We start from the raw sequence: 26,943 nt of genomic DNA on the forward strand, positions 1-26,943 counted from the left end.
CTGATATCAATTATCAGCCGTTTTTAATTGCTCACTTTGCCTTTAGATCATTTCGTCGAAGGCGTATAGAGGCTGAATTAAAAAATAGTTATTTTGGTTAGTAACGGGCTTATTGGATAGCGTTCTTAAAGAAAGGCAGCAGTTAAGGCGCATTGGCCCTGCTTGTGTATAATATTAATGAAATTAGGCTATTGGACGTATAACCTGACGGATGTCTGTATTTGATCCGAAATCTAAGCTGATGAAACTAACAAGAAGATAGATGACCTTGAAAAGTATAATTAAATTAACGTTAAGCCACTTAGTGGCTGTTGCGATTGGTATTGCGATAGGTATCTATACTTTACCGATTCTTATTGCACCGCCTGCGCCGACCGATGAGCAAGTTTCTGAGCGCATGCAAGGTGCAGAATACAGGGCAGTTGTCACGAGGGACCTCAAAGATAGCGACGCTTTTCATTGGGGAGAAGGTGAAATTCATTTGAGTTCCCAAGCTATTACGCTGGTAGGAAAACTCGCTCCCGGGCCTGACTATAAACTCTATTTATCTCCTAAATTTGTCGAGACTGAACAAGCGTTTAATGGCCTTAAATCTGAGATGAGCTTGGTTGGTGATGTCAAAACATTCAATAACTTCGTTGTTGAGGTTCCTCAAGGGATTTCCATTTCTGAATACAATACTGTTGTTGTTTGGTGTGAAACATTCGGTGAGTTCATTACTTCGGCAAAATACCAATAAATCCCATCAGAAGAAAAAGTGGTTTCTTCTTAGTTAATAAAGGTTTACTGCTCAAATAACTGGTGCAATACATTACGTGGTACAAATGCACTAAGCGCTGCTAATGGTTCTACAGTAGTTGATAGAACTTAAGGATATTTTGTGGAAGTTAAAATTTTTCAGGTCGACTCGTTTACATCAGATGTGTTCAAAGGCAATCCTGCAGGTGTGTGTATCACAGAATCAAGCCTTGATGAGGAAATGATGTTGGCCATAGCGGCAGAGATGTCACTATCTGAAACCGCGTTTCTGTCATTAAACACAATGCAACTTCGTTGGTTTACACCTGAAACGGAAGTCGCTTTGTGTGGACATGGCACATTGGCCACGGCGCACGTGCTGAGAGAGCAAGGGTTATATAGTACAGGTGATACCATTGAGTTTGGCACGCTATCCGGCGTTTTAACTGCACAACTTGATCATGACGACATTCATTTGGTGTTTCCTGCTCCTATTTTAGATATGCGAGCAAGTATTAACACAGACTTGCTTTACGGCTTAGGGCTCGATGTGGCTGATGTAAACGCTTATGGTCAGTTTGATAATAAGCAGTTGATCGTCATCAATGATGAGTCTTTGATAAAGCAACTCGAACCTGATTTTAGTGCGCTGCTTAAACAAAAAGGCCGTGGAGTCGTCATCACTGCTCAATCAAGCACTGACGCTGATTTTGTCTCTCGCTATTTTGCCCCTTGGGTGGGTGTTGATGAGGACCCAGTAACAGGTTCTGCTCATTGCGCTTTATGTGTTTACTGGGCCAAAGAGCTCGGTAAAGCGCAATTAAAAGGCTTCCAAGCATCCAAGAGAAGTGGAGTTGTTTATACAGAACTATTGAGTCCGGAATACGTTAAGCTTTCTGGAAGTGCGGTAACAATGTTGCGAGGAGATATGAGAATCGCGTAGTCGTCCTTTTTGGTTCTCGTTTTTTCTGATTGCAGGTTTATCCAGTTTTCACTAGTGAAAAAGCTAGAAGGCTGTCTATTCACGTAGTTGATTTTGTTTGTAAAAACACCCCTGCCACGGTGGTGTATAACGATTGGAGAGTTATATGAAAACTATCGGTCTTCTAGGCGGCATGAGCTGGGAGTCGACGCTTAGTTATTACAAATTGATCAACGAAGGAGTCAAAGAGGCGTTAGGCGGCCTAAATTCCGCAAAAATTTGTATGTATAGCGTGAATTTTTCAGAGATAGAGAAACTTCAACACCAAGGTAAATGGGAAGAAACGGCAAGTATTCTATCTGATGCTGCATCTTCAATAGAAAAAGGGGGCGCTGATTTTATTCTTATTTGTACGAACACAATGCACAAAGTTGCTCCTCAAATTGAAGCCAGCATTAATATCCCCATACTACATATCGCAGACGCGACTGCTGAGTTACTTCGTGAGAAAGGGGTTCAAAAGGTCGGACTCCTTGGTACTCAATTCACAATGGAGCAAGACTTTTACAAAGGACGGCTTTCCGACCTCTATGGGCTGGATGTCATAACTCCTGCTCAAGATGATCGCTCTATAGTGCATAACATTATTTATAAAGAGTTATGCCAAGGTGAAATCAAAGAGGAATCGAGAACGATATACCTGCAAATTATTGAAAAACTAAAAGAGCAGGGAGCTGAAGCTGTGATTCTCGGGTGCACTGAAATTGCCTTACTTGTAAACCAAAGTCACACCGATGTTACGCTACTTGATACCACTTCTATCCATGCTCAAGCAGCAGTCCGTTTGGCGATAGAAGGTTAATGAGTTAGATTTGAGTCCATGTAAATAAACAAAAGAGAAAACCAATCCCTCGGTTTTCTCTGTTTTTATTATCCCGTTATAAGCGCGAGAATTTGAGTGTTCTGTATCCACCAATCAAGTTACGAGCTTTGTAACCATTGTTGACCAGTTGACGGTATGCCACGTTACCGCGTAAGCCTACTTGACAGTAAATCACAATCTCTTTGCCTTTTGGTAGTTCACCCATACGATGGCGCAGTTGATCAACCGGAATGTTGATTGCCCCTTCAAGATAACCAACAGACTCCAATTCTCCCGGGTTACGGACGTCGAGGAGAATTTGATCTTCAGTCAGGTTGTCGATTTCATCGTAATGAATCGCCGCTGCGTCACCTTTGATGATGTTATTTGCCACAAACGCCGCTTGGTTGATCACATCTTTTGCACTGCCGTAAGGTGGCGCGTAAGTCAGTTCAAGATGCTGTAGTTGTTCAACCGTCATGCCAGCACGTTGTGCAACAGCCATAACGTCAATACGTTTGTCGATACCGTCTTTACCAACTGCTTGAGCACCTAAAATCTTGCCTGATTTTGGATCGAACAACATTTTGAACGACACCACTTCTGCACCAGGGTAGTAGCTCGCGTGGCTTGCGGTATGCACGTACACTTTTTCGTATTCAACGCCAGCGCGTTTCAATTGTTTCTCGTTTTTACCGGTAGAAGCCACTGCAAGGTCAAAGATCTTACAAATCGCTGTCCCTTGTGTGCCTTGGTAGGTTTCTTTGCGGCCAAGCATATTGTCTGCTGCCATACGACCTTGACGGTTTGCCGGGCCTGCAAGTGGCACTAGAGTTTGCTCGCCTGTCACGAAGTCTTTCTCTTCTATCGCGTCGCCGACAGCGTAGATAGATGGGTCGCTGGTTTGCATGTATTCGTTCGTGTAAATACCGCCTAGCGCGCCAATTTGAAGGCCGGCTTCTTGCGCCAGTTTTGTCTCAGGACGTACACCGATTGCCATGATCAGAATATCGGTAGTGAGTTTTTCACCGTTGTTCAGTGTTAACTCCAATTCACCTTCTAGGTGTTGGTGTTTCTCACTCTCACCAGAGTCGAAACTTGCAACGTGTTCGTTAGGTACGAATTTCACAGATTCAAGCGCGACGCCAAGTTTTAGGTCGATACCTTTGTCACGAATTTCTGCATGAGCAAAGCCTGCCATTTCACGGTCTACTGGCGTCATGACTTGGTCTGCCATTTCGATCAGAGAGGTTTTAATGCCAAGTTGGTGGAAGGCTTCCATCATTTCTAAACCGATGAAACCGCCGCCAACAACCGTCGCATGTTCTGGCTTGTTCATTTGGATCGTTTCGATGATGCGATCCATATCTGGAATGTTACGTAGCGAGTGGGTGAGCGGGTTATCGAGACCTAGGATTGGCGGAACAATAGGGCCTGCACCTGGGCTAAGCAGTAGGAAGTCGTATGATTCTACGTATTCAGACTCATCCAACAGGTTTTTGATCGTAACGGTCTTGTCCTGTCGGTTAATAGAAACCACTTCATTCATCACGCGAACATCAACGTTAAAGCGTGCTAAAAAGCTTTCTGGCGTTTGTAGTAGTAACTTACTGCGTTCTTGGATATCGCCGCCGATGTGATAAGGCAAGCCACAGTTAGCAAATGAAACGAACGGGCCACGTTCAAACATGATGATTTCGGCATCTTCGCTCAGACGACGAGCACGCGCCGCCGCAGATGCACCACCTGCAACACCACCGACGATTAAGATCTTAGTCATTTTTAACTCCAAGTTTTAGGGCGAACTGACCTTTCACGAATAGCCAGTGTGAAAGGTCACTACGCTCTAGATTATCTAAAACCAAATTTCTTTAAAAAATAAGCAGCAGGGCAGATTCCCGTGTAAGCACTTTGAATAAGATTAACGCCGATAAACACGGTGAACCAAATGAAGTTACTGTGAACGAACACGGTTAGTATGACCGAGATCAATACCATCGTGCCTGCAAAAATTCGTACTGCATTTTCTAACGTCATAACTCTTCTCCTTCGTACTCTCAAACTGAGAACGCCATCCTTTGATATTCATCACTATAATTATCTAAATTAGAAATGTCTAATGTTAATTTGTCTAAATTCATCATTGCTAATTTAGTGTTGACTAAATATATTACTTTAGTAATATCTAATTTAGTTTTTAATATAGAGGTGAGTCATGAGCTATACAGATATGGATGTAGCAGCAATGAAAGGCAATGCCAATGAAGCTGCTGATCTCCTAAAAGTAATGGCACATCCGGAAAGGCTAATGGTGTTGTGCCAACTGACCCAAGGTGAGGTTGGTGTTGGGGAGCTGCAAAAGAACTCGTTCCTTAGCCAATCCGCCTTTTCACAGCACTTGACGGTGCTTCGCAAACACAAATTGATCAAGGCTCGTAAGGCATCACAGCAAGTGTTTTATTCGTTGTCAGAACCGAGAGTTGAGTCATTAATCAAGGCGCTTCATAGCGTTTTCTGTAACTAATTCGTAGCTAAGATTTTAGAGGTAAATAATGTTAAACGTTATTCCATGGGAATCGTTGTTTGGTGGCATTTTGTTAGGGATCTCCGCCACTATATTGTTGTTGGTTAACGGGAAAATTGCCGGAATCAGTGGAATTATGAATGGCATTATGTCACCGAAAAAAGGCGATTATTCGTGGCGATTGCTTTTTGCGGTTGGAATGATAGCTGGTGGCTTGATTAGCGTTCTGATGTTGGGCGTTGCGGTTCCTAGTACCGCGAACCTTTCTTTAGGGATGGTGATTGCCGCTGGTTTATTGGTAGGAATCGGAACCAGACTGGGTAACGGATGTACTAGTGGGCACGGCATTTGTGGCATGGGCCGTTTGTCTAAGCGCTCTATTGTGGCGACCTGTGTATTTATGGCTGTCGCTGGCCTAACGGTATTCGTTCGACTTCACCTAGTTTAAGAGAGATTCCATGAACAAGACTATTTTTCGTTTTTCTGCTCTTTTGAGCGGTGTGTTATTCGGTATGGGCATGGCGGTGTCTGGTATGATCGACCCAGCTAAAGTCATTGGATTTTTAGATATTTCTGGTAGTTGGGATCCAAGTTTGGCTTTTGTGATGGGCGGCGCACTCGCGGTATTCATGCCAAGCTATTTTTTAATCATCAAGCCGAGAAAACAATCAGTTAGCGGTGAAGCGTTTTGCACACCAACCAATAAGAACATCGACGGACGTTTGTTATCTGGTGCGGCCATCTTTGGTTTAGGTTGGGGTTTGGCAGGTATTTGCCCTGGCCCTGCGGTTGCGAGTCTGGCATTAGGCAACGTGAGCATTGTGGTGTTCTTCCTTGCGATGTTACTTGGATCTCTGTTCGCGAAGGCGATCATTACTTACCGTAACGCGAAGAAGATGAAAACCGCGAACGCGTAAACAATCAATCTGATATGGAGGGGAAAGGATGCCCGACAAACTAAAGCGAAGTTTTGTTCAGTCCGTGATGAACAGCTTTTTCCCTCCGATCATGATTTTACTCGCGCTTATGGTCGGTGCCGCGGCTTTGTGGCTGACCCCGAAAGAGGAAGACCCGCAAATCGTTGTGCCGATGGCGGATGTATTGGTTTCGGCTCCCGGACTAAGCGCTTCTCAAGTCGAAAATCAAATCACTGAACCATTAGAAAAGCTTGTTAGCCAAATTGACGGTGTGGAATACGTTTATTCCTCGTCCATGGAAGGTGCAGCGCAAGTCATCGTTCGCTTCTATGTCGGCGAAAACCGCGAAGATGCTCTGGTTAAGCTTTACAACAAACTCTATTCCAACCAAGACAAAGTTCCTCCTTCTGTCACTAACTGGCTTGTAAAGCCTGTTGAGATCGATGATGTACCCATTGTTGTTGCCGCAATTTATTCCACCGATCCAGACATTCTCGATCGCCATCAGCTGAGACGTATTGCAGACCAAGCCACGTTAGGTGTTAAATCATTGGATGCCACCAACAAGGTGGAAGTGATTGGCGGTGAGCCGAGAAAAATCCAGATAGAGCTTGATTCCGTTGCGATGGCAAACTTCAAAGTAACCATCGATGACCTCGAACAGACCATTCAGCTCAGTAATAGTAAAACCCAAGGCAAGAACATTCGTGTAAACGGGCAAAATTACACATTGGAGTCGGGACGGTTTCTGACCAACGCCGAAGAAGTTGGCGACCTTGTTATCGCGGTGCTCAATGGCAAACCCGTTTACTTGAAAGATGTCGCGCGTATTTACGACGGTGAAGGTGAGGCAACATCCGATACTTGGTATCGCGATAAAAACCACGATGAAGCATACCCAGCGGTGTTCATTTCTGTCGCTAAACAAAAAGGCTCGAACGCGGTTAACGTGGCTCAGTCTGTTCGGGATAAACTGGCGGAGCTTCAATCCGAGCAGTTTCCTCCGCAAGTACAAGTTGAAGTCATTCGGGACTATGGCGAAACAGCGAACGCAAAAGTAAACAATTTGGTATCAAGCCTTGGTATTTCGATTCTAACGGTCGTGGTGTTTGTTGGTTTGTTCTTGAACTGGCGAAGTGCATTGGTGGTTGGCATCGCGATTCCAATTAGCTATGGTGCCGCGCTCGGGATGGACTTGGCATTTGGCTATTCCATCAACCGAGTCACGCTCTTTGCATTGATTTTGGCGCTAGGTTTGATCGTGGACGACCCGATTGCCAGTATCGATAACATTGAACGCTACCTCAAACGCAAAAATCTAACACGAGCCAATGCGATTGTTCTCGCCATGGCAGAAATTCGTAGCGCCTTGTTAATGTCGACGGTCGCAATCGTGATCGTGTTTACGCCGATGTTTTTCATCACTGGGATGATGGGGCCTTACATGGCGCCACTGGCGTTCAACGTTCCGATCAGCGTTATCTTTAGTACCGTTGTCGCGTTTATGATCACGCCTTGGCTTGCCAAGAAGCTACTCAAAGGTGCTGAGGAAAACGGCCACTATGACATCCAATCTTCGCCGATGTATCGCCTGTATCGCGGTGCGTTAATTCCGCTACTTGAAAGTCGTAAGAAAGCGTGGCTTTTCCTTGGTTTGGTTGCCTTGTTGTTCGTCTTGGCGGCATTGTTACCAGCACTTCGCTTAGTTCCACTTAAGTTGCTGCCTTATGACAATAAGAACGAGTTCCAATTGGTATTAAACATGCCAGAGTCTTCAAGCTTTGTGGATACCTCTAACGCGCTGTCGAGCTTTACGGACTATTTAATGACGGTGCCGGAAGTGACAAGTGTGTCGGGCTTTGCAGGCACCGCTTCCCCAATGGACTTCAACGGCATGGTGCGCCACTACTTTATGCGTAGCGAACCATACCATGGCGAGCTTCGAGTCGTTCTTGCAGAGAAGAATCGCCGCGCAATGCAATCACACGAACTGGTGACACGACTCAGGGCGGATTTAGAGCAGATTGCAAATAAGTTTGACGCTGACCTGCAGCTAGTCGAAGTGCCGCCAGGCCCGCCTGTTATCGCCACCATTACGGCAGAAGTTTACGGTGATGAAGCGACATCTTATGAAGATCTGATGATCCAAGCAGAGAAAGTAGCGGATAGGCTTCGCAAAGAACAGTTGGTTTCTGAGGTGGATACCAGCATCCAAGGTGATTTAGAAACGTGGCAATTCATCATTGATCAAGAAAAAGCGGCGCTGTCTGGTATTTCCGTTGCTGATATCAATAACACGCTTATTACCGCCGCGAACGCCAAAGTGCTCGGTTATATAGCCGATCCAAGAGAAGTGGACCCACTGCCTATCGAAGTGCAGCTCCGACGCGAAGACAGAGATAACCTGAATCAACTAGAGCAGCTTTATGTGCGAGGCCGTCCGGGCATTGCAAAAGTAGAATCCAATGGGGCGGTTGTGGATGCTCCTCAGCCTATCGTGCAGTTGTCTGAAGTCGGTCATTTTGTGAAACGCGCAGCGGACAAACCGATTTTCCATAAAAACCTCAAGCCTGTTGTGTATGTCTACGCTGAGGTAGTTGGGCGTGTTCCGGGTGAAGTGATTGCCGATGTGATGGCTGACCAAGATACAATTCACGAGGAAGAAGCGCATCGTCACTGGCAAGATCGCACGTACTTGAGCAATGGCGCTGGTGTCACTTGGAGCGTGCCAGACAACATCGAGGTGGTTTGGAGTGGCGAGGGGGAATGGAAAATCACAGTAGACGTATTCCGAGATTTAGGCATTGCTTATGGCGCTGCGCTGCTTGGCGTATTTGTGGTGATGTTGATTCAAACTGGTTTACCTGCGGTATCGGGCATCATCATGCTGGCGATACCCCTGACCGTGATTGGGATTATGCCGGGGTTCTGGATTTTGAATGTGTTAAGCAGTGACATCGGTAATTACCCGAACCCGGCGCTGTTCACGGCGACCGCGATGATCGGCATGATTGCGCTAGCAGGGATTGTGGTGCGTAACTCACTCGTTTTGATTGAATTTGTTCAGCAATCGCTGGCTGAAGGTCGTAGTTTACATGATGCGTTGATTGAATCTGGTGTTGTTCGTATGCGGCCAATATTGCTGACCGCGGGTACAACGTTACTGGGTAACGTCGTGATTACGTTAGACCCAATTTTTAACGGTTTGGCTTGGGCAATCATATTCGGTATTACCGCCTCGACCATCTTTACGCTGCTTGTGGTTCCGGTGGTTTATAACCTTGCATACCAAAACACCAAAGGACATGGATTACCTCAGATGGAGGAAGAGCAATGAAATTAGATACCAAATGGTTAGGCGTGATTCTGTTTGCCATACTCGCGCTTCTTTTTCTCTATATGGCTGGATTTTTTACAGAAAAGTTGCCGACAGAACATGACGCGAAAACCAACCAGATTGATGTAAATAACGCAGAGACACATCAACTGATGTTAACCAGCGAATCGGTTGTTCGAGAGTTTCCGGGCGTCGTCGTTGCAGAGCAGCACGCCGATATCGCGGCACGGTTAACGGCATCGGTGATGGAGGTATTGGTGAAGGTTGGCGATAGAGTGAAGCAAGGAGACGTGTTGGCGCGGCTAGAAAGCGATGATCTCGACGCGCGAGTTCGTCAAAGTGAGCAGGCTTTATCCTCTGCACAAGCGCAGCTCAATGCGGCGAGAAAGGAGTTTTCTCGTGTCAGAGCGCTTTTAAACAAAAAACTGATCCCTCAATCGCAATTTGACCAAGCGGAAAGTGCGTTGCAAACCGCACAAGCCAACTTCAATAAAGCGCAAGCGGCGGTCTCCGAGGCGGAAACGACCTTTGGCTACAGCATCATTACTGCACCGTTTGATGGTTTGATCACGCAAAAGCCCATCAACAAGGGTGATACTGCGACGCCGGGGGCTTTGCTTTTATCAATGTACAATCCAAACTCGTTGGAAATAGAGGTGAACTTTGCTGAGTCTGTCATGCCTTATGTGACTTATGATAAAGAAGTGGACGTTGTTTTTCCGTCTTACAACCTCAACGCGCAAGCGGCAGTAAAAGAAGTGACGCCGTCGGCAGATGCCAACTCGCGCAGTTATACCGTAAAGCTTCAATTTGAGCCGCCAACGGCTATCTATCCAGGTACATACGCCAAAGTCGCGTTGACCTTGACCGACGATGTTGTACTTCGCGTGCCAAAAGAGGCGGTTTACCAAGTTGGCCAATTGGACTATGTAAAAGTGGTGCAAGACAGCGGTGAGGTAGAAACTCGGCTTATTCAGCTTGGAGAGTTGGGGAGAGTGCGAACGGGGTTGAAGCAGGGTGACGTAGTGCTGCTGAATCCAAGAGCGCTTTGATAGAACGGTTTCTCTTGTTAACTAGTTAAACGTCTATCTGGCAAACAACATAAAATAGCCCAGCATCATGCTGGGCTATTTTGTTCGTTCAGTTAAGCGTTACCGTTGCGTTTACAGGGCAATGGTCACTCAGTTTGTAATCCAAAACATCTTGTGAGCTAAACAGCGTTTGATGCGCGTTTTTCGCTTTTATTTGCGGGCTAACAATAATGTGATCAATCAAAGAGCGGAATTGGTGTGTTTTGCTTGGGTTCTTATTTGAGCGAACCTTGCAATCGGCTTGAGTATCTCGCGTTACCAATTGTGCATCGTTACCGAGCGTCATGAGCGCCCACAACCAATCACGTTGATACGACAAGTTGTGATTGAAATCGCCCATTACGGCATACTGCTCTTTTTTCTTTTCTCTCTCGCTCATCCATTTCGCAAGTGCTTCTCCTTGTTGACTCAGTGTCTGGCAATCACGACTGTTTTTGTACGCTCCGCTGCATCCTGCTTTTAGATGCACAGAGAGCAGGTGAAGCTCGTCCTTTTGGTTTGGATTAACGACGATGTAGCTGGCAAAGCGCAACTTGCTATTACCACGCGTGATTGAGAAGTCTGCTGGGTCAGACACTTCAATGTCTTTACGCACAGCAAAACCAGTGTACTGATTGGTATCAGAAAACTGAAGGTGCTTATTGTTTGATTGAGCTCGATCAGAGAGATAAATCGCGTAGCCATCGCCTACAGCTTTTTGAACTGCTGCTTTGGAGTCGACCTCCTGAAAGGCGATGATGTCGGCTTGAGTTTTATCCACATATTGGTTGAGTTTGACGAAATCGTCACTGGTTCTCGAAACCTTACCTCCATTTATAGACAGCCATTCTATATTCCAACTGGTTAAGTTGATGGAGTTTTGAGCAAGTGACGTTGAACTAAAAATTAATAAGGCAGTAACAAATAGTGATCGCATATTGGCTTGTTTCACTCCTGGTTTTTAGCGTATTCCTTTCCAACCTTTATTCTATAAGACATCCCAAAAAAGCAAGTAGATTTAGTTCCAATTTTGCAATTTTCACGGTTTTCTTCGCAACTGAGATCAGTACCAATAAGATCGATTTGTTCTTGTCCGCTAGCCGATCTTTATTGATCAAAATCAATGTTTTCAAGTGGTGCTTTTCGTTAAATACGCCACAATATATTGTGTTAGCAGAATAAAAAATAACCCCATATAGTGTGTTTGTGGATAACTCTGTGAGTATGCTGGGGTAAGGAGAAGAAAGTGAAACCAATCGTAATCAAGCGTGACGGCTCAAGAGCTCCGTTCAACAGGGATCGTATCCAAGCAGCAGTTGAAGCGGCAGCGGAAAACAAGGATAAAGATGTCGCCATTTATGCTCTTAATGTCGCTCTTGCTGTCGAGTTACAGCTAAAAGATCACGATGAAGTTCACATCCATGAGATTCAAGACTTAGTCGAGAATGAACTCATGCAAGGTCCTTACAAAGCCCTAGCACGTTCTTACATTGAATACCGCCATGACCGCGACATCGCGCGTGAAAAGCAAAGTGCACTAACTCGTGAAATCGAGGGGTTGATTGAAGAAAGTAACCTTGATTTGATCAACGAAAACGCGAACAAAGACGGCAAAGTTATCCCAACTCAGCGTGACCTTCTAGCGGGTATCGTGGCGAAGCACTACGCGAAAACGCACATCCTTCCTCGCGATGTGGTTCAAGCACACGAAGTGGGTGACATTCACTACCACGATCTGGATTACGCACCATTCTTCCCGATGTTTAACTGTATGCTTATCGATTTGAAAGGCATGCTAACGCACGGCTTCAAAATGGGTAATGCAGAAATCGATACGCCTAAATCGATTTCAACTGCGACCGCAGTAACAGCGCAAATTATTGCTCAAGTGGCTAGCCATATTTATGGCGGTACAACCATCAACCGTATCGACGAAGTGTTAGAACCTTACGTCATCACGAGCTATGAAAAGCATTTAGAAATCGCGAAAGAGTGGAACATTGCTGAGCCAGAAGAGTTCGCTAAAGCTCGCACTGAGAAAGAGTGTTACGACGCATTCCAATCGCTAGAGTACGAAGTAAACACACTACACACGGCAAATGGTCAAACGCCATTCGTTACGTTTGGTTTTGGTCTTGGTACAAGCTGGGCGTCTCGTCTTATTCAGCAATCGATTTTGAAAAACCGTATCGCTGGTCTTGGCAAAAACCGTAAAACCGCCGTATTCCCTAAATTGGTGTTCGGTATTAAAGACGGTCTAAACCACAAGGCAGAAGATCCAAACTACGACATTAAGAAGCTTGCACTTGAGTGTGCTTCAAAACGTATGTACCCAGACATTCTTAACTACGACAAAGTCGTGGAAGTAACGGGTTCATTCAAAACACCGATGGGTTGTCGTAGCTTCCTAGGCACCTACGAAGAGGATGGCGAACTTATCCATGAAGGTCGTAACAACCTTGGTGTAGTTAGCTTGAACTTGCCACGTATCGCGCTTCGCGCAAAAGGCAGCGAAGCGAAGTTCTATGAACTGCTTGATGATCGTCTACGTCTTGCTCGTAAAGCACTAGAAACACGAATTTCTCGTCTAGAGAACGTAAAAGCGCGCGTTGCACCAATTCTATATATGGAAGGTGCATGTGGTGTGCGCTTGAAAGCAGACGATTCGATTGCAGAAATCTTCAAAAACGGCCGTGCGTCAATTTCTCTAGGCTACATTGGCGTGCATGAAACTATCAACGCGTTGTTTGGTACTGAAGAGCACGTTTACGATGATGCCGTACTGCGTGAAAAAGCGGTCGCGATCATCAAACATCTAAAAGATGCGGTGAACCAATGGGCTGATGAAACTGGCTATGGTTTTAGCTTGTACGCAACACCAAGTGAAAACCTATGTAGTCGTTTCTGCCGCATCGACACCAAAGAGTTTGGTTTGATTGAAGGCGTAACAGACAAAGGTTACTACACCAACAGCTTCCACTTGGATGTTGAGAAGAAAGTTAACCCTTACGATAAGATCGACTTCGAGATGCCTTACCCGGAAATCTCAAGCGGTGGCTTCATCTGTTACGGTGAGTTCCCGAACATGCAACGTAATGTAGAAGCACTAGAAAACGTGTGGGACTACAGTTACACCCGCGTTCCTTACTACGGAACCAACACTCCGATTGATGAGTGTTACGAATGTGGTTACACCGGCGAGTTTGAATGTACAAGCAAAGGCTTTACTTGCCCAAGTTGTGGCAACCACGATTCAACCAAAGTGTCGGTGACACGTCGCGTATGTGGCTACTTGGGCAGCCCAGATGCACGTCCGTTTAACTTCGGCAAACAAGAAGAAGTTAAACGTCGAGTGAAACACCTATAAGGTTAATTACCACTCGATTCAACACTTTGAAAATCAACCTGCTTTAGGTTGATTTTCTTTTTCGCGATAACAAAGAGACGCATTATGAACTACCACCAATATTATCCAATTGACGTTGTTAACGGACCGGGTACGCGCTGCACATTGTTTGTGTCGGGCTGTGTACATCAGTGTCGTGGCTGTTATAACCAGTCGACGCAACGCTTAGATTCGGGTGTGTTGTTCACGCAAGAAGCGGAAGACAAAATCATCAATGACTTGAATGACACGCGCATTAAACGTCGCGGTTTGTCGTTGTCGGGCGGAGATCCGCTTCATCCTGCTAATGTGCCTCATATTTTAAAGATCGTGAAAAGGGTGAGAGAAGAGTGTCCCGGTAAAGACATCTGGGTTTGGACAGGCTACACGCTGGCTGAACTGGATGACGCGCAAAGAGAAGTGGTGCAACACATCGATGTTTTGATTGATGGTAAGTTTGAACAAGACAAGAAAGATCTCAATCTCGAATGGCGTGGCAGTTCAAATCAAATCATTCATCGCTTTACGGATATTTAATCAAGTATTCTCCAAACATAAAAAGGGCTCACACGTGCATAACGTGTGAGCCCTTTTGGTGTGAGTTCGTTAGTGTATTTCCAGTTACGCTGTCACCGCTTGGTCATCCTCGACCATATTATTTATCCAACGTTTAGATTGGATACGATAAGTCGTAAGTACGCCTTTCACAAATTCTTCAGCTAGCAGAGACATCAAGACAAAATGCAAAGGCAACCCGAGTACCATACCAGTGTAATAGGTAAGGGGAATACCAATAGCCCACTGACCAAACGTATCAATGAAAATACTGTAGCGAATATCTGCGCCGCTCTTTAGTACGCCGCCAATCCCTACCATGTTAAAAACTCTCAAAATCATACCCAGCGCCATGACTAAGCATACGTTGAGTGCCATTTCTGCATCGGTTAATGGGCTCAGTACCAATAGATGATGAATCAGAGGCGAGCTCAACCACACTAGGAAAAACAATAAGGTGGCTAAGATTGCGCTGGTTAACACATACCACCACGCCGTTTTCTCGACCCGATCATAATGTTTTGCGCCAATATCATTCCCAAGAAGAACGGATGCAGCGACCGCAAATCCCATAAAGGTTGAAATCAGTACGCCTTCAATCGGGGATAAGAATGAGATGATCGCAAGTTCTGAAACGCCCAATTGACCATAGATGATGCTGTAAACGATCAGCCCACCAGTCCAGAGCGCATCGTGGACCAACATGGGTAGAGAAACCTTAAAGTATTTTTGACGATACTGCTTTAAACGGCCTTTCGCCCAATCGAACTTGGTCGGAATAAGGTATGCGTAGCGTTTACAGAAAAAGTAAATCAACACTGCCGTTTGGAAAAATCGAGAAACAAAGCTGCCAACGGCTGCACCAAATACGCCCCATTGAGGGAAGCCGAATAAACCGAAAATCAAAACATAATTAAGCACGACGTTCACGACAATCGCGGAGACACTGACGTTGGTTGCCAGTTTGGTTTGGCCTACGGCGCGCAATACCGCTTCTATTGGCACCACTATCGCGGTTGCAATGAGGCTAAAGCCCGTAATCACAAGATAATCACGCGCATAAGCGACGTATTCAGGATCGTCTGACATGAAAGAGACGATCTCTTTATCAAAAATCGCGTAGAGAATAATAAACGGCAGCGTCACTAAAATGGAAATACACCAAGATTGCGCCAATGTTCTGCGGATTCCTGCCAGGTTCCCTGAACCGTAATATTGAGAAGCCAGCACTGTTACTGCACCGCAAAGACCGAAAATGACTGCAAGGTTAAAGAAAAAAATGCGATTTCCGACTCCAACGGCTGCAGTGGCGGATTCGCCGAGTTGGCTCACCATGAAAATATCCACGACGCCGAGTAACGCAAAAAGCATGGATTGAAGTGAAACAGGAAGGCCAATCGAAATCAGCTTTTGCCAAAATGCTTTATCTATGTATTCGCGTGTTAAGAGCATCGCATTTCTCCTTAAAGATTAATGCGAGTAGTTTATCCCTATGATTTGGCGGTGTATTTTTCAAAGGCATCCAAAACCTTTGTAAAACTCTCCACTAGTGTATATGTGAGCCAATAAATCATGGAAGATAAACAAGAACGCTACGCGATTTCAGAAAAAACCTATCAAGAGTTTATTGATCACAGTCGAGTACTGGCATTGGAGGAGAGAGGCATTGTGCAGTGCGGAATTGCAACCTGTCGTGACTTCTTCTCTGTTTATCGTAAAAACCAAAAAAAAACACATGCTGCTTTACACCGTGCGCGGTAAAGGTTGGTTAGAAAGTGGGGCGTGTCGATATGATTTGGAGCCTGGCTCGTTGATCACGGTGCCTGCAGGTGTTGAAAACGGTTTTGGTATGGAAGAGGAACCCTGGCAGATCGCATGGCTTTTTCTTACTCCTGATAGAGCATGGCCAATGATAGAGAGTAATATTAGTTACCAGCTCACATCTGCACCTGAGGTGATGTATGCGTGTATCCAAACGTTGTTACGCAGTATTAATCTTCCTATTGATTATGGTGGTGCGGTTGGTGCACATAGCGTGGCTCAGTTAGAGCTGATGTTAAACATGCCGCCCTCAGAGTCGATATCACGCAGCCAATTGAGGCTTCGGCGCGTATTCGATCTTGTCCAGCGTCAGCTCCATAAGGATTGGAGTGTCGAGCAAGTGGCAGCTTTATATCCATGTTCGGAGCCACATTTGCACCGTCTGACTCAAAAGCAGTTTGGTCGAAGCCCGATGGCACATTTAACACGTATGCGCATGGAATACGCTGCTAGGTTACTTCGTTCAACAGAATGGCCGATTCAACATATTGGAGAGATAGTCGGATATCCAACTAGTGCCAACTTTAGTACACGTTTTAAAGCGTGGTCGAGCATGACGCCAAGAGAATTTAGGAAAAACGGAAGAGTGGATTGGTATATTGAGGAGTGAATCGTTCTTTTTATAACCGATAGAGCGCACAAAACTTATCGTAACCCAGAATTTTGTTCTCTAATTGATGAAATAAGTGAAAAATCATTTCGCCATTTTTTGCGATGGTGTTAACGTGAGGTTCGGTACTTGAATTTCAAAGGGTTATGACTTTCATGTTTTCTAATCTCCCAACTCCCGTATTAGATCCTATTTTATCTCTATCCGTTGCATACCGTAACGATGACCGTCCAAACAAGGTTGACCTTGGTATTGGCGTCTATAAGAACAGCGCAGGCGAAACGCCGATCATGAAAGCCATTCAAATGGCGCAGGATGTCGTTGTTGAAACTCAAAAAACCAAATCGTACGTTGGTCTTGCGGGTTGCGAAGAATTTAATAAAAGCATGATCGATTTGCTACTGACGGGAACGTCAGCAATGGATCGTGTTGCAGCCATTCAAACGCCAGGTGCAAGTGGTGCGCTGCGTATGTTAGGTGACCTGATGAAGGTCGCACAGCCAGATACGACGGTTTGGATTTCAAACCCTAGCTACGTAAACCATAAACCAGTGATGGAAGCGGCAGGTCTTAAAGTTAAGTTCTACCATTACTTTTCTCCAGAAACGAAACAAGTAGACACTGCAAAAATGATGGATGACCTTGCGAAAGCAGGACCTTCCGATGTTGTATTGCTGCATGGTTGTTGTCACAACCCAACAGGCGCAGATATCGATTTTTCTGCTTGGCAAGCCATTACGGAATTGTCACAGAAGAACGGTTTCACCCCATTTGTTGATATTGCCTACCAAGGCTTTGGTGATGGCTTAGAGGAAGACGCAAAAGGGCTTCGCTTCATGGCAGATAACGTTGAAGAGATGTTAATTACGACATCATGTTCGAAGAACTTTGGCCTATATCGCGAGCGCACAGGTGCGGCGATTGTCGTTGGTAAGAACATGCAAGACGTGGCCAACGCAAAAGGCAAGTTACTTACGTTAGCGCGTTCTACTTACACGATGCCACCCGATCATGGAGCGGCTTTGGTTAAGACGATTCTTCAAGATGACAACCTGACTTCCGTTTGGAAGCAAGAGTTGAGTGAAATGCAACATCGTTTGGTTAGTCTTCGTCAAAGTTTGTGTAACGAATTGAGAAACAACCATAATACCGATCAATTTGACTTCATTGAGGGTCACAAAGGCATGTTTACTGTGCTAGGCTTTAGTGAAAACCAAATGGCGCAACTGCGTGAAGATTATGGCATTTATGGTGTTGGCGATGGTCGAATTAACATCGCTGGACTTACCGAAACTCATATTCCATACGTAGCGGACGCAATTAAGAAAGTATCTCAAGCTTAATTGGAGTGTGGATGAAAAACTGGAAACTGATTCTGCCGCTTATGATGAGCGGCAGTTTAATTGCTTGTACGTCAACTCAAACGACGCAGGAACCTGTTGAGCCTGAGTCGCCGAAGGTCGAAGAACCTGTCAAAGTAGAGCCAGAAGTGAAACCAGAGGTTGATCCAACGCCTGAGGTTGAGCCTAAGCCTGAAGTAAAACCTGAGAAAAAGCCCGAGCCAAAACCGACAAAACCAGCCAAAGTGACAAAGACACCAGACGGCATGTTGATTCTTGGTTCTGAAGAGTGGGTTTACGTTCCTGAAATTGATCAAACCTTCAAAGCTAGGGTTGATACAGGGGCGACAACATCATCAATTAGCGCGACAGACATTGTTCCGTTTGAGCGTGATGGTAAAGATTGGGTTCAGTTTAAGATCGACTTGGGCGATAAAGAAACTAAAGAGTTTAAAGTACCTGTAGAGCGCTGGGCTAAAATCAAGCAGTCATCGTCAGAAGAGGTGGATAAACGAGCGGTAGTAAAAGCGTATATTACCGTCGGTGACCACAAAGAAAAGACAGAGTTTACGTTAGCTGAGCGTGGGCATATGAAGTTTCCAATTTTACTTGGTCGAAGCTTTTTTAGAGATATCGCCGTTGTGGATGTATCGAAAAAGTATGTCCAAGATAAACCTAAAAAATCCGGAAAAAATTAAAGCCTTGTTACTAGTTCCTGTTAACAATCGGTACTTAACAAAAATGGCCTCCGAAACCGGAGGCCATTTTTATTGAATCACACACTTATTAATGCAACTGCTTAGTTACTTAATTAAAATGCAAAACGAGCAGACATCACAATTTGTTGGCCATAGACACCATTATTTTTGAAATCCGCGCCAAGTGATAGTTGCTGAGTAGAGTGGAATCTTGCGCCAAAATTATAAACGGTATTGGAATCGTCGTTATCCATTATTTGACCGATACGGGCATGTAGCTCAACATTTTGCATGAACCAAATACGAGTACCAATATTCACCTCAGTGCGCCACTCGTCACCCACTTTATCACTGCCGTTTTCTTTAATGTTGTGTACTAACATTTGGCCATAAATATCTGCAAATTGGCCTGCTGGGCCGTTAAAGCCAATACCACCAGCAATGTCCCAGTCTCCGCTGAATTCACTGTCTGCGCGAGCAATGAAGTGGGTGTTTTCCGTAAAGTAGGTATTGAACTCGCCACCAAATGTACCAGGGCTAGTGCCCATGCGAAATTCCATCGTGTTGTAGTTGAAATTATTTGCATGTGCGGAAAGTGGCAAAACAGCGCACAAACCAAAGGCTGCAACCTTTAGAGCTTTACCTAGCATGGTGTCTCCGGGCAAGATGATTAAAATGAACAAAAAAATGGTCTGCAAAAAGCAGACCAAGATTGATAAAGCTATCATTTTAAGTGCTTGCCGTCACCATTTAGCTGTAATGCTCACCACATCATGCTGATATCCAAAGCAAGCGGGGTTGTTTTACATGATCACCAGTTGCTCGACTTCAATTTCTGGCTTATTTCCGCCTTCAAATTCACCAAACAGACGGACTTTAGTCGTGTGATCAATCGGAGAGTTTAGTCGGATATCGTCATCCAGTTCGACCATGACTTCACCGGAACCATCGCTAAAGACAAACTTATCCGCGCGAACTTGACGTAATAAGTTACCTTCAACGACTACATCTTTTTCAGTAAACATATTGGAGTCGTTTAGCAAGGCGTCCAATTTTTCCACAGTGACAGGACCATTAAACTGCAAGTTTGATTGGTTTTGAGCGTGATCTTTCGCGAATGCGATAGAAGGAGCAATAACTAAGGCGGCGATTGTTGCGATAATTGTATTCTCTTTCATGTTACATCCTCATCGGTTTGCTTTGATGGATTCATTAAAACAGAGCTTGTTTGAACCAATGATGATTTCAACATTCATATTCTATTCATTTGCTTGAGTAAGTGGGGACGATGACGTTATGATTGTTCATCTTCCTCTATTCCTTACAAATGTTCATGAAATCAGCGATCCCATCTTTAATGGTTCAAGGCACCACTTCGGATGCCGGAAAAAGTGTCCTTGTGGCAGGTTTATGCCGTGTATTAGCGAGAAAAGGGATAAACGTTGCCCCATTTAAGCCACAAAACATGGCACTAAATAGTGCGGTAACCAAAGATGGCGGTGAAATAGGTCGAGCTCAGGCAGTTCAGGCACAGGCGTGTAATATTGAGCCAACCGTGCATATGAATCCGGTTTTGATTAAACCCAATAGTGATACAGGTGCTCAGATCATTTTGCAGGGCAAGGCAATTTCCAATATGGATGCGGCTGGTTTTCATGATTACAAGAAAGTTGCGATGGACACGGTGTTAGATTCCTTCTCTCGTCTTACTCAAGAATTTGATTCGATCATGATCGAGGGTGCAGGGAGTCCTGCTGAAATCAATTTAAGAGAAGGCGATATTGCGAACATGGGTTTTGCGGAGGCCGCTGATGTTCCGGTGATCATTGTTGCTGATATTGATCGTGGTGGTGTGTTTGCACATTTGTACGGAACACTCGCGTTACTTTCTGAATCTGAACAAGCGCGAGTAAAAGGATTTGTTATCAACCGTTTTCGAGGTGATATTCGTTTATTGCAATCGGGCCTCGACTGGCTAGAAGAAAAAACAGGCAAACCTGTACTCGGCGTGCTTCCTTTTCTTCATGGTTTGAATTTAGAAGCAGAAGACGCGATCACCGCGCAGCAAGAGTTGCACTCTGAGGTAAAACTGAATGTCGTTGTGCCTGTTTTAACCCGGATTAGTAATCATACTGATTTTGATGTGTTGCGATTGAATCCCGACATCAATCTACGTTATGTAAGCAAAGGCGAGAAAATAGATAAAGCCGACCTTGTTATTTTACCTGGGACCAAATCAGTTAGAGACGACTTAGAGTATCTAAGAAGCCAAGGGTGGGATAAAGATATCTTACGTCATATTCGTCTTGGTGGAAAAGTGATTGGTATCTGCGGTGGCTACCAGATGCTTGGAAGCTTGATTGATGATCCAAATGGCGTCGAAGGCCAGCCGGGTCAAAGCGAAGGGCTTGGCTTACTAGACATCACCACGACGCTAACTAACAGCAAACAGCTTACAAATACACAAGCACAGCTTTCTCTTAATGGCAAAACAGCCAATGTAAAGGGGTATGAAATCCACGTAGGACAAAGTGAAGTGCAGGGCGTTCAACCTCTTACATTGAGTACCGGTGAAGCAGAGGGGGCTATCAGCAAGTGTGGCCAAATCATGGGAACCTACCTTCACGGGTTCTTTGATGAGGCAGATGTCTTAAGCCTGGTGTCAGAGTGGGTAAACGGCACTCAAATCAAACAACAAGACTTTGAAGAGTTAAAGGAGCAAGGAATTAATCGTATTGCAGATGCGATAGAACAACATATGAACCTTGATTTTTTGTTTAAATAGCACATTAACTGATTGAACTTTCTACCCAAATAACCAGTTCTTTCGCTTGCCTTGTATTGGAGTTTCTCTATGAAAGCATGGAAAACGCATGCTTGCCTCGCGGCAATATTAAGCATTTCATTTTCAGCTAACGCAGCTACGAACCTCAAAGTGTATGCGGCGTCTTCGATGACGAATGCGATCGACGAAATCGCCCAAAACTTTGAAGAAAAGTATGACGTTTCTATCACTCCCGTTTATGGTGGTTCTTCTTCTATCGCTCGACAAATTATCAACGGCGCACCAGCGGATATATTCATTTCTGCGAATACTAAATGGATGGATTATTTGGTCGATAAAGACGTTATTTCTCGTGACAATGTCACAAGCTTGGTGCGCAATAGCTTAGTATTGATTGCGCCTCAGTCTTCAGAATTAACCTCATTTAACTTCTCTGATGCAACAGCATGGGAAAAGGCATTGCATGGAAATCGCCTTGCGTTAGGCAATCCGACGTCAGTGCCTGCTGGTATGTACGCGAAAGAATCACTGACTACACTGGGTGTATGGGAAGAGATTCAAACTCAAATCGCACCAGCAAAGAATGTGCGCCTAGCGTTGGCGTTGGTTGAACGTGGGGAAGCACCTTTAGGCGTGGTCTACAAAACCGATGCGCAGTTAACCGACAAAGTCAAAATTGTTGGTGAATTCGCGAGTGATACGCATGCGGCTATTGTTTATCCGGCTGCGGTTGTGAATGATTCTACTGAGTCCGAGCAGTTCTTCCAGTACCTAAAATCGGACGAAGCCGCACGCGTTTTTGCTCAATATGGCTTTCAGCAATAAACCGGCTTTCAATCATAGGAACGAAGCGTGACAGAACTGGAATACCAAGCCTTAATGTTAAGCCTCAAAGTGGGCGCGTACGCAGTACTTTGGCTCATTCCTCTCGGCGTTTTTCTTGCTTGGCTACTTTCTCGAAAAACGTTCTTCGGTAAATCGATTCTAGATAGCTTAATTCATTTACCACTGGTATTGCCGCCAGTGGTTATCGGCTATTTGTTGTTGGTTTCTCTAGGGCGGCAAGGGTTTCTTGGAAAGTGGCTCTATGAACATGTAGGGCTAGTCTTTAGCTTTAATTGGAAAGGAGCAGTAGTCGCTTGTATTGTCGTGGCCTTGCCTTTGATGGTTCGGTCTGTGCGGTTAAGTTTAGAGAACGTTGACCCTAAACTGGAACATGCCGCTTCAACGTTAGGCGCTTCTCCTTTAAAAGTTTTTCTCACCATTACGTTACCACTGACCATTCCCGGAATTATTACTGGGACGATGCTGTCTTTTGCTCGTAGTCTTGGTGAGTTCGGGGCGACGATCAGTTTCGTCTCTAACATTCCGGGAGAGACCCAAACGATTCCACTGGCAATGTACAATTTTATTGAAACGCCAGGCGCGGAAATGCAGGCGGCTCGCCTATGCATCATTTCTATCGTGCTAGCTTTGTCTACATTAATGATCTCTGAATGGCTAAATCGCAAAGCGGCAAGTCGATTGGGTGCGAAGTAATGACGATTAAAGTTCAATTTAAACAAATGCTTGGTGATACTGATTTCGATATCAAACTTGAGTTACCTTGTAACGGAATTAGCGCTTTGTTTGGGCGATCTGGTGCGGGAAAAACCACGTTAATTAATATCATCAGCGGATTAGTTGCACCAAAACAGGGACATGTTGCGATTGGTGATCACGTTTTGTTTGATAGTGAAAAGGGGATCAACTTACCAACACACAAGCGCGGTATTGGTTACGTGTTTCAGGATTCACGTTTATTTCCTCACTATTCGGTTCAAGGCAATTTGTTGTATGGCGTTAAAGAAAAAGATGACGAGTACTTTGATGCAGTCATCGAACTCTTGTCTATCAAACCGTTACTAAAGCGCTTCCCGATCTCACTGTCTGGTGGTGAAAAGCAACGTGTTGCGATTGCGCGCGCATTACTATCAAAACCCAACTTGCTTTTGATGGATGAACCACTTGCGTCGCTTGATATGCCGAGAAAACGTGAGGTGATGCCATTTCTGGAGGAATTGTCGGATAAGGTTAATATTCCGATTATCTATGTCACGCATAGCCTGCAGGAGATCTTAAGGCTCGCTCAACACCTCGCTATTATCGATCAAGGTAGAATTACGAGTTCAGGTAAGCTTGAAGACGTGTGGGCTTCTCATGCGATGCGTCCATGGCAGTCTTTCTCGGATCAAAGCAGCTTATTTGAAGGCCGAATTGCTGAGCATCATGAGCGCTATGCGCTGACTTGTGTCAGCCTTGCACCTAATGCATCACTATGGGTGCAAAAGATTGATGGTGAGCCAGAGACGCCAATTCGCTTACAAGTGCGTGCCAACGACGTTTCTATTACGCTAGAGCAACCTAAGGCGACTTCTATTCGAAATATCCTGCCTGCGACGGTCGATTCAATCGAGGTGTTTAACGCGGCTGATGATAAACAGAGTATTAATGTATCGCTAAAGCTAGATGAGGGATGTTATTTGTGGGCAACGATAACACCTTGGGCGCTTGATGATCTCGACTTAAAGGCAGGTGATAGTGTATTCGCACAAATTAAAGGTGTCAGTGTCACGCAGAAAGACGTGGCATTAGCGCCGCATTAATCATTTAAAGCTACGCACGCTTAATGATCAAAAAAGGCCGCAAACGCGGCCTTTATTTTGTCGGAAAAACGTTATTTTGCGAACACTTCTTTGAATTCGCGTTTAAGAAGTGGGTCGCGACGTGCTTTCTTAAGTTGCTTAACCATGTCTTTCACGCAGTTGTGAAGCACATTATCAAGTAATTGAGCGCGGTATTCTTCTTTATCTTCATCTGTCATGTTTTCTGGCAGATTAAGAGTAGGGAATTCTTCCATCACGTTGATACCAGCAAATGCTTGGCCAACAGAAACTAGAGCATGAAATTGCTCGAAGTTATCTAGAATGTTCTGAGCACTTGCAGGCATTTCGTCCCAAGACTCACGCACTGCTTCTTCAGACACTTCATGGATAGAGGTAACCATTTCGAACATTTGCTCTGGAACTTCGTCAAACTCAATAACTTTACGTAGTTCAGGAGAAATGGTTGCTAGATCGATTTTTTTGCTTTCGCTGTTAGTTGCTTCTGACATGGTGTGTCTCTCATTACAAAAAGGCGGGAATATTAATACCAAATGCATCAAATAGCTATACCCATGTGTCCGTAAGATGACCAGAACACGTGAGTTTATTGAACTAACGTTCGTTGGTCATGTTTTGGTAGGGCAATTCTCAGTGTAATCGTTATAGACAATTGATTCCGTGATATTTAAACAAAAATATAGCACTTAATTATGAGTCGAATGCAACAACTCTATGAGTATGGTATATGTTTAATAAAGACAAAATAAGAAATGGAACGCGTTATGCAACCGACAGGGACATCAATGCGAATCCTCCTGGTTGACGATGTTCAGCTAGACAGGATGCAGTTGGCTATTCGTCTTAAGCAACTTGGACATATTGTAAAAGCGGTGGGGAGTGGGCTAGAAGCACTAAACACCTACGAGAGTTTTGATCCTGAACTGGTATTACTCGATATATCGATGCCAGATATGAACGGTTTTGAAGTCTCTCTTCATATCAGAGAAACCTTTCCCGACTGGATCCCAATAATTTTCCTGAGCAGTCACGAAGAGCCAGAAATGATTGCAAAAGCCATAGAGGCCGGCGGTGATGATTATTTAATTAAACCCGTAGATAAACTCGTACTGAACTCTAAGCTTATCGCAATGCAGCGTATTGCCCATATGAGACGAGAGCTTAAACAAGCGACAGCTCAATTGGAGAAAGTGAACCAACTTTTGACCCAGCAAGCGAATGAAGATGGCTTAACCAAACTCTATAACCGTCGTTATATCGATCATAAGTTAGAATCGATGGTTGCATGGCATGGCCGTCACAACATGCCAATGGCTTTGATTTTATTGGACGTCGATTTTTTCAAACCTTTTAATGATAATTACGGTCATATAGAAGGAGATCGTTGCTTGCAAGCCATTGCGAACCAACTTAAAGCAACATTTTGTCGCTCTGGCGAATACGTAGGGCGCTATGGCGGAGAAGAGTTTGTGGTGTTACTGGGTTGCACAGATGCCCAAACCGCAGAGAGAGAAGCAGAACGTATACAAGAGGCCATGTACTTTCTGGATTACCCACATGAGTATTCTAGTGCGTCCAACAGGGTGACAGTGTCACAAGGTGTTTTTGTTTTTCAACCGACGGGAAAAGAGCAGCAGTCTGATTTGTATGCGACGGTGGATAGAGCGCTGTATACCTCAAAGTCTTTAGGAAGAAATACACATACGGTGGTAAATACAATTTGAAACAAGCTGTTATCAATAGTTACGCCTTAGCTACACTGTCACTTTTTTCATTATGTTCTAAGGCTAATTCGATTCAAGATCAGATACAAAAAGAGTATGAAAGGAACTTTGCTATTGGGATCGTTCTGTCAGATAGCGATGTCTTTACGGTAGGATTTCATGATTTCGATCCGAACGAATACTTCAACATAGATAACGAAGACATTGGTACTCAAGATTCGGTTGATCTCAGAAAGAAGATCGCTGTATCAACGCTACCATTTAGTTTTGATTTGTTTGAACAAGAGGGAATACAAACTCATTATCTATTAAATGGCCGAGTTTATGCCTTAAGTACAGAGCAAGATGTGTATGTAGACCAACAAGGACAGATTCCAGATAAAAGTAAAGAGTTAGTCATGGGCGGATATATTGAGTTTGCTGGAGAAAAATACCTCACAGACAAACTAACGCTTAGCGGCTCAATCGGCTCACACTTAATGTACTATCAAAACGATTATAGTTATCGTAGTAATGCACTGAATGACCTAAAACCATTTCTAGAAGGTGTATACCTAAACACCAGTGCTTGGGCCGTTGTCGGAGAAGTCAACACAAAGCTTAAATACCTAGAGCATGAATCGTGGGGGAAATGGTACCTCTGGTCGGCTCCTCACTATTTTTATGGCACTGGCTGGGGTAAAGCAAATAATGGTGATATTGGCAATCCGGAAGGCTGGTATTGGGTCAATGGAATAAAGGTGTTTTATGATTTTACCCACATTGGAGATACTGTGCAGTCAGTGTATTCGAGCTTCAATCGAGTTGATATTGGTGGTGATACAAGAAAACCCATGAATACTGTGCACTACTACGAAGCCAGTGTTGGATGGTTAATGACACCACCATTTGACTCCGATTGGATAGATAATATCGGGATCGGATTAACGATCAATTATGGCAGTGCGTTAAAAGGAGGAAGCTTAGTCTTGTTCTTTAATCAAGATTAGTCA

25 protein-coding genes and 1 pseudogene are annotated in these 26,943 nt (G+C 44.6%); 19 read left to right on the forward strand and 7 right to left on the reverse strand.

Annotation, left to right across the window (positions count from 1 at the left end):
• Window positions 1-262 precede the first annotated feature (262 nt).
• The 3 genes from MTR11_RS13345 to MTR11_RS13355 all read left to right on the forward strand — a co-directional run bounded on the left by MTR11_RS13345 (window position 263) and on the right by MTR11_RS13355 (window position 2,522).
• The gene (locus MTR11_RS13345; RefSeq protein ID WP_243327831.1) at window positions 263-739 is read left to right on the forward strand and encodes a DM13 domain-containing protein; all 477 of its coding nucleotides are present in this window, start codon (window positions 263-265) and stop codon (window positions 737-739) included.
• A 141-nt stretch (window positions 740-880) separates the two neighbouring features.
• The gene (locus MTR11_RS13350; RefSeq protein ID WP_243327832.1) at window positions 881-1,681 is read left to right on the forward strand and encodes a PhzF family phenazine biosynthesis protein; all 801 of its coding nucleotides are present in this window, start codon (window positions 881-883) and stop codon (window positions 1,679-1,681) included.
• A 145-nt stretch (window positions 1,682-1,826) separates the two neighbouring features.
• The gene (locus tag MTR11_RS13355) at window positions 1,827-2,522 is read left to right on the forward strand and encodes an aspartate/glutamate racemase family protein (protein WP_012842248.1); all 696 of its coding nucleotides are present in this window, start codon (window positions 1,827-1,829) and stop codon (window positions 2,520-2,522) included.
• 76 nt (window positions 2,523-2,598) lie between these two features.
• Here the strand turns inward: MTR11_RS13355 and MTR11_RS13360 are convergent, their stop codons facing one another.
• A complete protein-coding gene (locus tag MTR11_RS13360) occupies window positions 2,599-4,302 on the reverse strand; it encodes an FAD-dependent oxidoreductase (protein ID WP_243327833.1) in 1,704 nt (567 codons plus the stop codon).
• A 71-nt stretch (window positions 4,303-4,373) separates the two neighbouring features.
• Window positions 4,374-4,559 (reverse strand): DUF2892 domain-containing protein, encoded by a 186-nt coding sequence (locus MTR11_RS13365; RefSeq protein ID WP_012842250.1) that lies wholly within the window; start codon window positions 4,557-4,559, stop codon window positions 4,374-4,376.
• Window positions 4,560-4,737: 178 nt separating this feature from the next.
• On the opposite strand from MTR11_RS13365, the gene MTR11_RS13370 reads away from it, so the two are divergent.
• The 5 genes from MTR11_RS13370 to MTR11_RS13390 are packed head-to-tail and all read left to right on the forward strand — an operon-like array spanning window position 4,738 to window position 10,352.
• Complete coding sequence (locus tag MTR11_RS13370) at window positions 4,738-5,046, forward strand: ArsR/SmtB family transcription factor (protein WP_012842251.1); 309 nt, start codon at window positions 4,738-4,740, stop codon at window positions 5,044-5,046.
• Window positions 5,047-5,074: 28 nt separating this feature from the next.
• Window positions 5,075-5,494 (forward strand): YeeE/YedE family protein, encoded by a 420-nt coding sequence (locus MTR11_RS13375; RefSeq protein WP_005394547.1) that lies wholly within the window; start codon window positions 5,075-5,077, stop codon window positions 5,492-5,494.
• Window positions 5,495-5,504: 10 nt separating this feature from the next.
• On the forward strand, window positions 5,505-5,963 hold the full coding sequence (locus MTR11_RS13380) for a YeeE/YedE family protein (protein WP_243327834.1): 459 nt from the start codon (window positions 5,505-5,507) through the stop codon (window positions 5,961-5,963).
• 28 nt (window positions 5,964-5,991) lie between these two features.
• On the forward strand, window positions 5,992-9,300 hold the full coding sequence (locus tag MTR11_RS13385; protein WP_243327835.1) for an efflux RND transporter permease subunit: 3,309 nt from the start codon (window positions 5,992-5,994) through the stop codon (window positions 9,298-9,300).
• Window positions 9,297-10,352, forward strand: coding sequence for an efflux RND transporter periplasmic adaptor subunit (locus tag MTR11_RS13390; protein ID WP_104970722.1), 1,056 nt, complete (start codon window positions 9,297-9,299; stop codon window positions 10,350-10,352). Before MTR11_RS13385 ends, MTR11_RS13390 begins: the two co-directional genes overlap by 4 nt.
• Before the next feature lie 88 nt (window positions 10,353-10,440).
• Here MTR11_RS13390 and MTR11_RS13395 read toward each other — a convergent pair whose 3' ends face one another.
• On the reverse strand, window positions 10,441-11,307 hold the full coding sequence (locus MTR11_RS13395; protein ID WP_243327836.1) for an endonuclease/exonuclease/phosphatase family protein: 867 nt from the start codon (window positions 11,305-11,307) through the stop codon (window positions 10,441-10,443).
• A gap of 309 nt (window positions 11,308-11,616) precedes the next feature.
• Between MTR11_RS13395 and nrdD the strand changes: the two genes are divergently transcribed.
• A complete protein-coding gene (gene nrdD / locus MTR11_RS13400) occupies window positions 11,617-13,737 on the forward strand; it encodes an anaerobic ribonucleoside-triphosphate reductase (RefSeq protein WP_243327837.1) in 2,121 nt (706 codons plus the stop codon).
• An 84-nt stretch (window positions 13,738-13,821) separates the two neighbouring features.
• Entirely contained in the window at window positions 13,822-14,292 is a 471-nt protein-coding gene (gene nrdG / locus MTR11_RS13405) for an anaerobic ribonucleoside-triphosphate reductase-activating protein (RefSeq protein ID WP_182036281.1), read from the forward strand.
• An 84-nt stretch (window positions 14,293-14,376) separates the two neighbouring features.
• On the opposite strand, the gene MTR11_RS13410 is transcribed toward nrdG, so the two are convergent.
• The gene (locus tag MTR11_RS13410; RefSeq protein WP_243327838.1) at window positions 14,377-15,762 is read right to left on the reverse strand and encodes an MATE family efflux transporter; all 1,386 of its coding nucleotides are present in this window, start codon (window positions 15,760-15,762) and stop codon (window positions 14,377-14,379) included.
• A 120-nt stretch (window positions 15,763-15,882) separates the two neighbouring features.
• On the opposite strand from MTR11_RS13410, the pseudogene MTR11_RS13415 reads away from it, so the two are divergent.
• The 3 genes and pseudogenes from MTR11_RS13415 to MTR11_RS13425 all read left to right on the forward strand — a co-directional run bounded on the left by MTR11_RS13415 (window position 15,883) and on the right by MTR11_RS13425 (window position 18,779).
• Window positions 15,883-16,741, forward strand: a pseudogene (locus MTR11_RS13415) (AraC family transcriptional regulator).
• Between the two features lie 155 nt (window positions 16,742-16,896).
• Window positions 16,897-18,084 (forward strand): aromatic amino acid transaminase, encoded by a 1,188-nt coding sequence (locus MTR11_RS13420; RefSeq protein ID WP_048625063.1) that lies wholly within the window; start codon window positions 16,897-16,899, stop codon window positions 18,082-18,084.
• Window positions 18,085-18,095: 11 nt separating this feature from the next.
• On the forward strand, window positions 18,096-18,779 hold the full coding sequence (locus MTR11_RS13425) for an ATP-dependent zinc protease (RefSeq protein WP_054867620.1): 684 nt from the start codon (window positions 18,096-18,098) through the stop codon (window positions 18,777-18,779).
• 113 nt (window positions 18,780-18,892) lie between these two features.
• Here the strand turns inward: MTR11_RS13425 and MTR11_RS13430 are convergent, their stop codons facing one another.
• Both MTR11_RS13430 and MTR11_RS13435 read right to left on the reverse strand, forming a co-directional pair.
• On the reverse strand, window positions 18,893-19,429 hold the full coding sequence (locus MTR11_RS13430; RefSeq protein ID WP_005394515.1) for a hypothetical protein: 537 nt from the start codon (window positions 19,427-19,429) through the stop codon (window positions 18,893-18,895).
• A 153-nt stretch (window positions 19,430-19,582) separates the two neighbouring features.
• A complete protein-coding gene (locus MTR11_RS13435; protein WP_243327839.1) occupies window positions 19,583-19,957 on the reverse strand; it encodes a YgiW/YdeI family stress tolerance OB fold protein in 375 nt (124 codons plus the stop codon).
• A gap of 155 nt (window positions 19,958-20,112) precedes the next feature.
• On the opposite strand from MTR11_RS13435, the gene MTR11_RS13440 reads away from it, so the two are divergent.
• The 4 genes from MTR11_RS13440 (at window position 20,113) to modC (ending at window position 24,209) form a co-directional block, all read left to right on the forward strand.
• Window positions 20,113-21,564, forward strand: a complete 1,452-nt coding sequence (locus MTR11_RS13440) for a cobyric acid synthase (RefSeq protein ID WP_243327840.1) — start codon at window positions 20,113-20,115, stop codon at window positions 21,562-21,564.
• 69 nt (window positions 21,565-21,633) lie between these two features.
• Window positions 21,634-22,389: a molybdate ABC transporter substrate-binding protein gene (modA, locus tag MTR11_RS13445; RefSeq protein WP_243327841.1), complete on the forward strand. Its 756-nt coding sequence runs from the start codon at window positions 21,634-21,636 to the stop codon at window positions 22,387-22,389.
• A 27-nt stretch (window positions 22,390-22,416) separates the two neighbouring features.
• A complete protein-coding gene (gene modB, locus MTR11_RS13450; RefSeq protein WP_104972611.1) occupies window positions 22,417-23,103 on the forward strand; it encodes a molybdate ABC transporter permease subunit in 687 nt (228 codons plus the stop codon).
• Window positions 23,103-24,209 (forward strand): molybdenum ABC transporter ATP-binding protein ModC, encoded by a 1,107-nt coding sequence (gene modC / locus MTR11_RS13455; RefSeq protein WP_243327842.1) that lies wholly within the window; start codon window positions 23,103-23,105, stop codon window positions 24,207-24,209. Before modB ends, modC begins: the two co-directional genes overlap by 1 nt.
• Window positions 24,210-24,280: 71 nt before the next feature.
• Here modC and MTR11_RS13460 read toward each other — a convergent pair whose 3' ends face one another.
• A complete protein-coding gene (locus MTR11_RS13460) occupies window positions 24,281-24,718 on the reverse strand; it encodes a DUF3069 domain-containing protein (RefSeq protein WP_005394495.1) in 438 nt (145 codons plus the stop codon).
• Between the two features lie 273 nt (window positions 24,719-24,991).
• Here MTR11_RS13460 and MTR11_RS13465 point away from each other — a divergent pair, with 273 nt between their 5' ends.
• Window positions 24,992-25,951 carry a diguanylate cyclase gene (locus MTR11_RS13465; protein ID WP_243328117.1) on the forward strand — a complete coding sequence of 320 codons (960 nt, stop codon included), beginning with the start codon at window positions 24,992-24,994 and terminating at the stop codon, window positions 25,949-25,951.
• Complete coding sequence (locus MTR11_RS13470) at window positions 25,948-26,940, forward strand: Solitary outer membrane autotransporter beta-barrel domain (protein ID WP_243327843.1); 993 nt, start codon at window positions 25,948-25,950, stop codon at window positions 26,938-26,940. Before MTR11_RS13465 ends, MTR11_RS13470 begins: the two co-directional genes overlap by 4 nt.
• The last annotated feature ends 3 nt before the right edge of the window (window positions 26,941-26,943 follow it).

This window comes from Vibrio sp. CCB-PB317, assembly GCF_022808245.1.
In the GTDB taxonomy this organism is placed as follows: domain Bacteria; phylum Pseudomonadota; class Gammaproteobacteria; order Enterobacterales; family Vibrionaceae; genus Vibrio; species Vibrio diabolicus.